The following is an 8,867-nucleotide window of genomic DNA, read 5'->3' as shown; positions in this document are numbered from 1 at the left end:
CATCCGGCAGGCCGGTCGTGCAGGCGGAGGCCGCGTGCGCAGCTCTCCGGCTCCGGATGATTGATGTCGCAGAATATAGCGTAGTTTCGAGCATAAGTGAGCATGTGGAAGTAGAGATTCGCTCCGATCCGGCCGTGCGGCACGCACGACGCCCCGGTGCGGATCGCACCGGGGCGTCGGTTCGAGCAGTGGGGACGGTCAGGCGCAGATCACGTCCACGCCCTTGGCCGCGAACTGCTCGACCACGTCGTCCGGGGCGTTCTTGTCGGTGACCAGGGTCGCGATGCCCTCCACCGCGCAGACCTGGGCGAAGGCGCGCCGCCCGAGCTTGGTGGAGTCGGCCACCACGATCACCTGCTCGGCGCGCTCGGCGATGGCCCGGTTCACGCTGGCCTCGCCCTCGTCGTGCGCGGCCGCGCCGTTCTTCGGGTCCACCGCGTTGACGCCCAGGATCGCGAAGTCCAGCGAGATCTCGCGCAGGATCAGCGGCGCCATCGGACCGGTCAGCTCGAAGGAGTTGGGGCGCACCACGCCGCCGGTCACCACGGTCTTGACGTACGGGCGGACGGCCAGCTCGTTGGCGATGTTGATGGCGTTGGTGACCACGGTCAGCGCGATGCCGTCCGCGTGCTCGGCGAGGTCGGCGCGGACCGCCAGCTCGCGCGCGACCTCGGAGGTGGTCGTGCCGCCGTTGAGGCCCACCACGGCGCCCGGCGGTACCAGCCGCGCGGCGGCCTGCGCGATGCGCTGCTTCTCGTCGGCCTGGCGCGCCGTCTTGTAGCGCAGCGGGAGGTCGTACGCGACGCCGCTGAGCACGGCGCCGCCCCGGGTGCGGGTCAGCAACTGCTGCCGGGCCAGCTCGTCCAGGTCGCGGCGGATGGTCGCCGTGGACACCTCGAGAAGCTCGGCGGCCTCGGTCACCTCCAGCGTGCCCCGCTCGCCCAGGATCGCGAGCAAGCGGGTCCAGCGCTCATGCGTGGCCATCGTCACTCCTCATTTCTGTCATCGTGTGCCAGCGTAGCGAACAAGCCGTCGCGCCCTGCGCGCAGCCTGGTCCGTACCACGCACATTCATGCACGTCGGGGGCGTGGAGCAAGGGGTGGGTGGCTCTGTTCGGGCCGTGCTGGAGCGTGCGCGAAGTTGATGAAATCCACGCCGTCAGTCCGCTGAAAGTGCATCAACAGCGTGCGCCGGCCCGCCTGCACGTCTTGACTGCGGGGTGCCCGATGCAGGAACCTTGCGCAAATCTGCTCCGAGGAATCCCTCAAGAGCCAGGACCGATCAACTGAGCTCTGGTCCTATCGGCCCCTCGAGCGCCTGCCGCCGCCCCGCCATCCCCCAGCGAGGTCACCGCCGCCATGTCCGTACCCGTCTGTCGTCCCCACCGCCGCACCGCCGCGCTCGGCGTCGCCGCGCTCACCCTCGCCCTGCTGCAGGGTGCGGTGACCGCCGCCGTGGTGCCGCCCCGTGCCACCGCCGCGACCACCGTGCCGCCGCTCGTGCCGCAACCCGCGACCGAGACCGCCGTCGCCGGCAGCGGCTTCACCCTCACCGCGCAGACGCCGATCGAGGTGCTCTCCACCGGTACCGACGCGGTGGGCGTGGGCAGTTACCTCGCCGGGCTGCTCGCCCCCGCCACCGGCTTCACGCTGCCGGTGTCCAGCGTCACCCAGGCGCAGGGCCAGGCGGTCGTGCTGGACCCCACCGGGCCGGCCGCTCTCGGCCAGGAGGGCTACACCCTCGCCTCGTCCGGCACCGGCGTCACGGTGACCGCCCACGACGCCGAAGGGCTGTTCCGCGGGGTCCAGACGCTGCGCCAACTGCTGCCCGCCGCCGTGGAGTCGACCACCGTGCAGCCCGGGCCGTGGACCGTCGCCGCGGTCCAGGTGTCCGACGCGCCCCGCTACCCCTACCGCGGCGTGATGCTCGACGTCGCCCGCCGCTTCTACCCGGTGGACGAGGTCAAGCGGTACATCGACGAGGCCGCCACGTACAAGATCAACACCCTGCACCTGCACCTCACCGACGACCAGGGCTGGCGGATCGCCGTCGGCGCGCTGCCCGCCCTCACCTCGGTCGGCGCCAGCACCCAGAGCGGCTTCACCGGCGGCACCGACTGGTTCTACACCACCGCCCAGTACCAGGACCTCGTCGCCTACGCGAAGTCCCGCTTCATGACCGTGGTCCCCGAGATCGACGGGCCCGGGCACAGCTCGGCCGCCCTCGCCTCGGTGGCCGGCCTGAACTGCAACGACCAGGCGAAGGCGCCGTACTCCGGCTTCGACGTCGGCATCAGCCTGTACTGCCTGAGCGACGCGCAGCACATCGCCAACGTCGGCTCCTTCCTCAGCACCGTGATCACCACCGTCGCCGCGCTCACCCCCGGCCCTTACCTCCACATCGGCGGCGACGAGACCCCCCAGGCCACCGCGGCCCAGTACAACGCGTACGCCGGTGCGGCCACCCAGGCCGTCACCGCCCAGGGCAAGACCGTGATGGCCTGGCACCAGCTCGGCCAGTCCACCCTGCCGGCCGGCAGCCTCCTGCAGTTCTGGGGCGACGCCGGTGACCGGGCCACCGTCGGCACCGGCAGCGAGTCCAAGAGCATCACGCAGGTGCGCAACGGCGTCGCGCAGGGCGCCAGGTTCGTCATGTCGCCCAGCGACCACGCCTACCTCGACATGAAGTACGACTCGACCGTCCCGTACGGCCTGAGCTGGGACGGCTACGTCAACGCCCAGGCCGCGTACGCGTGGGACCCGACCACCGCCACCGCCAAGCCCGACGGCACCGGGTCCGTCGTCCCGGCGGGCAGCATCACCGGCGTCGAGGCGGCGCTGTGGGCCGACCGCGCCTACACCGGCAGCACCAGCCTGCCCAGCTCCACCAGCCAGTTCCCCGACCCGTCGGTCTACGCCGACTTCATGACCTTCCCCCGGCTGCCCGCCATCGCCGAGATCGGCTGGTCCCCGCTGTCCACCCACGACTGGACCGGGTTCAGCGGCCGCCTCGCCGCCCAGGGCCCGCGCTGGACCGCGGCCGGCATCGGCTACTACGCCGCTCCGGACATCGCCTGGCCCGCCGCCCCCGGCGCGCTGGACGGCGTCCACGTGCTGAGCACCGGCGGCAAGTCGTTGGACGACCCGGGCAGCTCCACCGCCGCCGGCACCCAGCTGATCACCTGGACCACCCACGGCGGCACCAACCAGCAGTGGAAGCTCACCAAGCAGAGCGACGGCAGCTACACCATGGTCAACCAGCTCTCCCAGCTCTGCGCGGACGTCAGCGGCGGCTCCAGCTCGCCCGGCGCGGCGGTCATCCAGTGGACCTGCACCGGCACCAGCAACCAGCACTGGACCGTCACGCCGGTCGGCGGCGGCTACACCATCGCCTCCGCGAAGAGCGGCCTGCTGCTCACCACCGCCTCCACGGCGGACGGCGCCCTGGTCACCCAGCAGGCGAACACCGGCTCGGCCCTGCAGACCTGGACGCTCGGCTGACCGACCGTCACCCGATCGCGGCGCCCGCCGGTCCGGGGTGGTCCGACACGCACGCCCCCGGCCGACGGCCGGGGGCGTGCGTGTCGGGGGGCGCCGTGCGGACCTACGCCCGGGCGCGGGTCAGGCGCAGCAGGTACGCGCCCGAGGCCGCGGCGAGCACCGCCATGCAGGCGGCGAAGACCATTCCGGCATCGGCCAGGCCGAGGGGTTCGCTGAGCAGGCCGACGCCGATCACCGGGATCGAGATGCCGAAGTAGGCGACCACGAAGAGCGCCGAGAGGACACCGCCGCGGTGCTCCGCCGGAGCCGCGGCGGCGACCTCGCCCACCGCACCGCGCAGGCCCATGCCCTGGCCCGCGCCGCCCACCAGGGCGCTGAGCACGAGCGGCGCCAGGGTGGTGGAGGCGAGCGAGACGGCGAGCAGGGCCAGTCCGGCGATCAGCACCAGGCAGCCCAGCGGCACCGCCCGCGCGGTGCCGAGCCGGGGCACCAGGAGCTGGCCGAGGGTGGAGGCGAAGAAGGCCGTGCAGACCACGAGGCCGACGACCGCGTGGTTGTGCACGCCCAGGCTCCCGGTGAGGAACGCCGGGCTGACCGAGGTGAAGACGCCCAGCAGTGAGAACCCGGCGAAGGTGGCGATCCCGGCCGGCACGAACACCCCGCGCACCTCGGGGGGCAGGGTCGGCCGCTGCAGCCGGGCGCGGCGCACCGGGCTCGGGTCCGACACCGTCTCCGGCAGGATCCGGACGACGACGTAGGCGGCCGCGAGCAGCACGAGGTGCACGGCGAACGGCAGCACCAGCGGGTTCGGCGCGTACTCGGCGAGCAGCCCCGCGAGCAGCGAACCGAAGCCCAGGCCCCCCATGTTGGCGGCGGTGGCGACGAAGCCGGCCCGGGCCCGGCGGTCCGGCGGCGCGAGCTCCAGGACGTAGGCGGTGGCGGTGCCGGTGAACAGGCCTGCCGACAACCCGGAGAGCAGCCGTCCGGCGAAGAGCAGCGGCAGGCCCTGCTCGGCGAGGAAGCAGACGGCGCTGCCGGCTGCGAACACCAGCCCCCAGAGCAGCACGGGCCGTCGCCCGACCGAGTCGGAGACGTTCCCGACGAGCAGCAGCACGCCGATCACCCCGAACGCGTAGACGGCGAACACCACCGTCACCATCAGCTCGGAGAAGCCGATCTGCTCCTGGTACAGCCCGTAGAGCGGGGTGGGCAGCGTGGTGCCCACCATGCAGGTGAAGAAGGCCGCGGCGGCCCCGAGGTAGCCGCGGCGCCCGAGGGTCGGCCCGCTGGTCCCGAGATCGGTCATCCGCCCACGGTAGGCACCCGGCCGCGGCCGGTCCCGACCCGGCAGGGCCGGATAGGCCGGACGGGGCCCCGCGCCGCTGCCACCGGCGACGTCGCCCGACGGCGCACCGCCGGCGCATCTGTTCCGCGCCTCCCTCCTCGGGCGAAAGCCTGCCCGAGTAGTCATCGGAGCTATCGTCTCGTGCGCCGACCCGAGCTGATGGAAATCATGGAGATTGAAGGAAATCTCCCTTTGCTGGACCCTTTTAACATCGGATGTATGGTGGCTAAACTCTAGCCACTCGCGGGCCTGGGCTCCCGGAGGGGAGCGGCGCCGGCTCCGACGCCCCTCGCCTTCGTCCTCGGACTCGGTCACGGAAAGCCGAACAGCGCGGTACCCCACCTGCCCGAGTCCTGTTGCCCTCCCGGTGCTCCGGTCCCGCCGGCTGTCTCCTCCGTCCCGCAGGGCCGCTTCGCACCGTCCGGAGCCCAGCCACCACCCTGGACCCCATGCAGGAGCCACGATGCCTCGACCCACCCCACCCCCCGGATCGCTCGCCCGAAAGCTCGCCGCACTGCTGGCCGGGGCGACCCTGGCCCTGCCCTTCACCGTCGGCGCCGGCACGGCGCACCCGGCGACGGCCGGCATCACGTTCTACGTGGCGACCAACGGCGCCGACACCAACGCCGGTACCAGTGCCACGACCCCGGTGGCCACCCTCGCCAGGGCCCAACAGCTGGTGCGGGCCGCACTACCGGGCAACCCGGGCCCGATCACGGTCAGCGTGGCCGGCGGCACGTACCACCTCGCCTCGCCACTCGCGCTCACCACGGCCGACTCCGGCACCACGACCTCCCCGGTGACCTGGACGGCGGCCCCGGGAGCCACCGCCACGCTGTCGGGAGGCCGGACGCTGCAACCGGTCTGGCAGCCGGTCAGCTCCGGCAGCCCCGTCATGGCCGCCACCGTGCCCGCCGGTCTCGGTTTCGACGGGCTCTTCGTCAACGGGCAGCGCCAGATCCTCGCCCGCTACCCGAACGTCGACCCCACCGCCTCCCGGTTGGACGGCTCCACCAGCCTGGCCGACCTCAACAGCCGGTCCGCCACCTGGTCGAACCCCGCGACCGGTGACGTCCGCGCGATGCACTGCGACGACTGGGGCAGCTTCTCCTACGCGATCACCGGACGGACCAACGGCGCACTGAACCTGCGGTACTCCGGCGACAACAACCGTCCGCAGAGCTGCGGAAGCGCCACCGCCCCCACCCCCGGTCCGGTCCTGGCCGAGAACATCGAGGAGGAGCTGGACGCGCCCGGCGAATGGTTCTACGACAAGACCGACGGCCGGCTGCTGTTCTACCCGCCGAGCGGCACCAACCTGTCGACGGCGACCGTGGAGACCGCCGAGCAGGACGAGCTGATCACCGTGACCGGCAGCTCCTCCACGGCCCCGGTCCACACCATCACCTTCAGCGGGTTCCACTTCACCCAGACCCACCGCACCCTCTTCGACACCGCCTACCAGCCCGACGCGAAGGGCGACTGGTCCGTCTCCCGCAAGGGCGCGGTCCACCTGACCAACTCCGAGAACGTCACCGTCACCCGATCCTCCTTCGACCAGCTCGGCGGCAACGGCGTCTTCCTGGACGGCTACAACGAGTCCGACACCGTGAGCGCCAGCCGCTTCTCCTACGACGGCGAGAGCGACGTCCAGGTGGTCGGCTCGCCCGACTCGGTGCGCGACTACTCCAGCGGCTACGACGACCAGGTCGCGATCGACGACACCACCGCCGGCCCGAAGTCGGCCAACTACCCGCGCAACATCCTCGTCCAGGGCAACCAGATGGGGAACATGGGCCAGTTCCAGACCCAGTCCTCGGGCGTGAACATCTCGATGGCCCAGAACGTCACCGTGGACGGGAACACGATCCACGACAGCCCCCGCGCCTGCCTGAACATCGAGGACGGCACCTGGGGCGGCGACGACATCAAGAACAACGACCTCTTCAACTGCGTCACCGGCACGGGCGACAACGGCTCGATCAACGTCTGGGGCCGCGGCCGCTACTGGGCCGGCGCGGGCAACAACTCGCTCGCCTCCGGCACCGCGTTCGAGGGCTCCACCGGGACGGCGCTCACCGATGCCCAGGCCAAGGACATGATGAAGCTCGACGTGACCGCCCCGATCACCATCGAGCACAACCGCTTCTGGCACGGCGGCGACTGGGCGATCGACCTGGACGACGGCTCCTCGAACTTCGTCATCCAGGACAACCTGGTCCTCAAGGGCGGCATCAAGCTCCGCGACGGCTTCCAACGCACCGTGCAGAACAACATCCTGGTCGCCGGGTCGCTCTACGAGCAGGTCAGCCACCAGCACGACGGCGACGTGATCCAGCACAACATCACCCTCGGCCCGGTGGCGTACGACAACGTGCTCGACAACCCCGTGTCCGCCGCCTACACCGTGGACAAGAACCTGTTCTGGAACGGCGGCTCGGCCGTGACCGACAACCCGGACGGCAGCGGCACCGAGAACCTCTCGGCGAACGGCACGACCGTCAACACCGCCTCGACCTGGGTCAGGGACGGCATGGACACGCACTCCGCCGTCGCCGACCCGCAGTTCGCCTCCGCCGACCCGCTCGGCCAGTACGACTTCACGGTGGCGGCCGCCTCGCCCGCCCTCGCGCTGGGATTCACCAACTACCCGATGACCGGCTTCGGTGCCCCCGGCGCTCCGCTGCCGCCCCACGCCCGGTGGCCCTACACGACGGCCACGGGAGGCGGCCTGGCCACCCAGCCCGAGATCCTGATGGGCGCCACCGCCACCAACGTGTCCAGCCAGGCCGTCGAGTCCTCGCTCGGCATCGGCGACGACCACGGGCTCTACCTCACGGCCGTGCCGGCCGGCAGCTACGCCGCCCAGGTCGGCCTGCAGGCGGGCGACGACGTCCGTGCCGTCAACGGCGCCACCGTCACCGCCGACCGCAACACCTTCTGGATCCCCTACAACTCGCTGGCGGCCGGCGATCCGATCACCCTCGCGGTGCGCCGCGGCCAGAACGACGTCACGCTCACCTTCACCAAGACCACCCGACCCGAGCAGCTCAACGACACCTCAGGAGTCGTCTACACCGCCACCGGTCCCGCCGCCACCGGCTGGATCTGGCGCGGTGTCCAGACGGGTGGCGGGCAGTCCTACCTCGATGACATCTGGGCCACCCAGAACCACGGCGACTCCTGGAGCCTCACCTTCAACGGGACCGGCCTCGACCTCGTGTCCGAGACCAACGCCGACGAGGGCAACGTCGCCCTCACCCTGGACGGCGCGTCCTACCGGACTGTCAGCTACGCGACCCCCTCCCGCGTCCACCAGTCCACGGTCCTGTCCATCACCGGCCTGGCCCCCGGGGTCCATACCGTCACCGGCACCATGACCGACGGCGGCTACATGATCGTCGACGCGTTCACCACCCACCCCGTGCTGCGCATCAACGACACCGACCCCGCCATCACCTACAGCGGCTTCTCGTACAGCGCCCACCGGGGGCTCGGCGACCTCGGGGACGACCTGCACTACGCGACCGCCGACGGCGCCACCGCGACCTACACCTTCACCGGCAGCGCTCTGCAGGTGTTCGGCGAGCAGTACACCGACCAGGGCAACCTCGGCATCACCCTCGACAACGGCACCCCACAGACCGTCAACACCGTCCCCATCGACGGCCTGCGCCACACCGACGTCCTCGTCTACACCGCCACCGGCCTCACCCCCGGCACCCACACCGTCACCGTCACCAAGCTCTCCGGCCAGTACGCCACCCTCGACGGCTTCGGCACCTCGTAGCAGGGAGGGCCGGACCCCCGCCGTGTCCGCACGCACGGCCGCCACTCACTGGGCGGCGGCCGTGGGTGGTGCGGTGATCGGCCGTCAGCTCCGGGGCCGGCGGCGCCGGATGAGCCACCGTCGACCCAGCAGGGAGGCGCCGCCGCCCAGCAGGAGGGAGAGGGCGGTGCTGGCGGCCAGCTCGACGCGGGAGTCGTCGGGGCCGGTGGCGGCGAGTGCGCCGCCACCCGCC

4 protein-coding genes are annotated in these 8,867 nt (G+C 71.7%); 2 read left to right on the top strand and 2 right to left on the bottom strand.

Annotated elements, in window-relative coordinates; genetic code table 11:
- Positions 1-198: 198 nt before the first annotated feature.
- Entirely contained in the window at positions 199-984 is a 786-nt protein-coding gene (locus ACFW1A_RS34530; protein WP_380416211.1) for a DeoR/GlpR family DNA-binding transcription regulator, read from the bottom strand.
- Between the two features lie 374 nt (positions 985-1,358).
- Here ACFW1A_RS34530 and ACFW1A_RS34525 point away from each other — a divergent pair, with 374 nt between their 5' ends.
- Positions 1,359-3,500, top strand: a complete 2,142-nt coding sequence (locus ACFW1A_RS34525) for a family 20 glycosylhydrolase (protein WP_380416208.1) — start codon at positions 1,359-1,361, stop codon at positions 3,498-3,500.
- Positions 3,501-3,603: 103 nt separating this feature from the next.
- On the opposite strand, the gene ACFW1A_RS34520 is transcribed toward ACFW1A_RS34525, so the two are convergent.
- Positions 3,604-4,806, bottom strand: coding sequence for an MFS transporter (locus tag ACFW1A_RS34520; protein WP_380416205.1), 1,203 nt, complete (start codon positions 4,804-4,806; stop codon positions 3,604-3,606).
- Positions 4,807-5,308: 502 nt separating this feature from the next.
- Between ACFW1A_RS34520 and ACFW1A_RS34515 the strand changes: the two genes are divergently transcribed.
- On the top strand, positions 5,309-8,635 hold the full coding sequence (locus tag ACFW1A_RS34515) for a PDZ domain-containing protein (RefSeq protein WP_380416202.1): 3,327 nt from the start codon (positions 5,309-5,311) through the stop codon (positions 8,633-8,635).
- Positions 8,636-8,867: the final 232 nt, after the last annotated feature.

It is taken from the genome of Kitasatospora sp. NPDC058965 (assembly GCF_042741245.1).
Lineage (GTDB): Bacteria > Actinomycetota > Actinomycetes > Streptomycetales > Streptomycetaceae > Kitasatospora.
This window is presented reverse-complemented; position numbering and strand designations above follow the sequence as displayed.

What these genes read in the sequence shown, in the direction of transcription:
- ACFW1A_RS34515 (WP_380416202.1), top strand. Translation starts at nt 5,309, where the DNA reads ATGCCTCGACCCACCCCACCCCCCGGATCGCTCGCCCGAAAGCTCGCC.
- ACFW1A_RS34525 (WP_380416208.1), top strand. Translation starts at nt 1,359, where the DNA reads ATGTCCGTACCCGTCTGTCGTCCCCACCGCCGCACCGCCGCGCTCGGC.
- ACFW1A_RS34520 (WP_380416205.1), bottom strand. Translation starts at nt 4,806, where the DNA reads ATGACCGATCTCGGGACCAGCGGGCCGACCCTCGGGCGCCGCGGCTAC.
- ACFW1A_RS34530 (WP_380416211.1), bottom strand. Translation starts at nt 984, where the DNA reads ATGGCCACGCATGAGCGCTGGACCCGCTTGCTCGCGATCCTGGGCGAG.